Raw genomic sequence first — 386 nt, forward strand, 5'->3', positions numbered from 1 at the left:
GCCTTGGCCTTCTGCTTTGCACTATCCCCAGGATGTAAGCTGATCGCCTTCAAATCATCAGGAACGATGAAAGCATGAAGATGAGGAAAAGCCTCATCATCATGCCTGATGACTGTCTTCAACTGGTCCCCATACGTGTCCTGCAACCACTTGACCGACCGAGCTTGCCAACGCTTACACTCGGCATCCATCTCACCTGGCCAAGACTGAACAATGCACGCCATAKTATTTTGAGTTCTTCTGATTTTCCTGCTCTTGCCATTCTTCTGAACATCAACAGCACCATCGCAAGCCTGCTCATGCTCACGCTCAAGAGCTTCTAAATCCTGACCAAAAACGAGAACCGGCTTGCCTGGATTTTCAACATGCAAACAGGCATCCGGATT

General features: G+C 48.8%; 1 protein-coding gene. It reads right to left on the reverse strand.

Annotated elements, in window-relative coordinates:
• On the reverse strand, positions 1 to 386 hold a 386-nt coding region (locus KP705_RS18945), incomplete at both ends, for a plasmid recombination protein (protein ID WP_215765429.1).

It is taken from the genome of Gluconobacter sp. P1D12_c (assembly GCF_018812105.1).
GTDB classification, from domain to species: domain Bacteria; phylum Pseudomonadota; class Alphaproteobacteria; order Acetobacterales; family Acetobacteraceae; genus Gluconobacter; species Gluconobacter oxydans_A.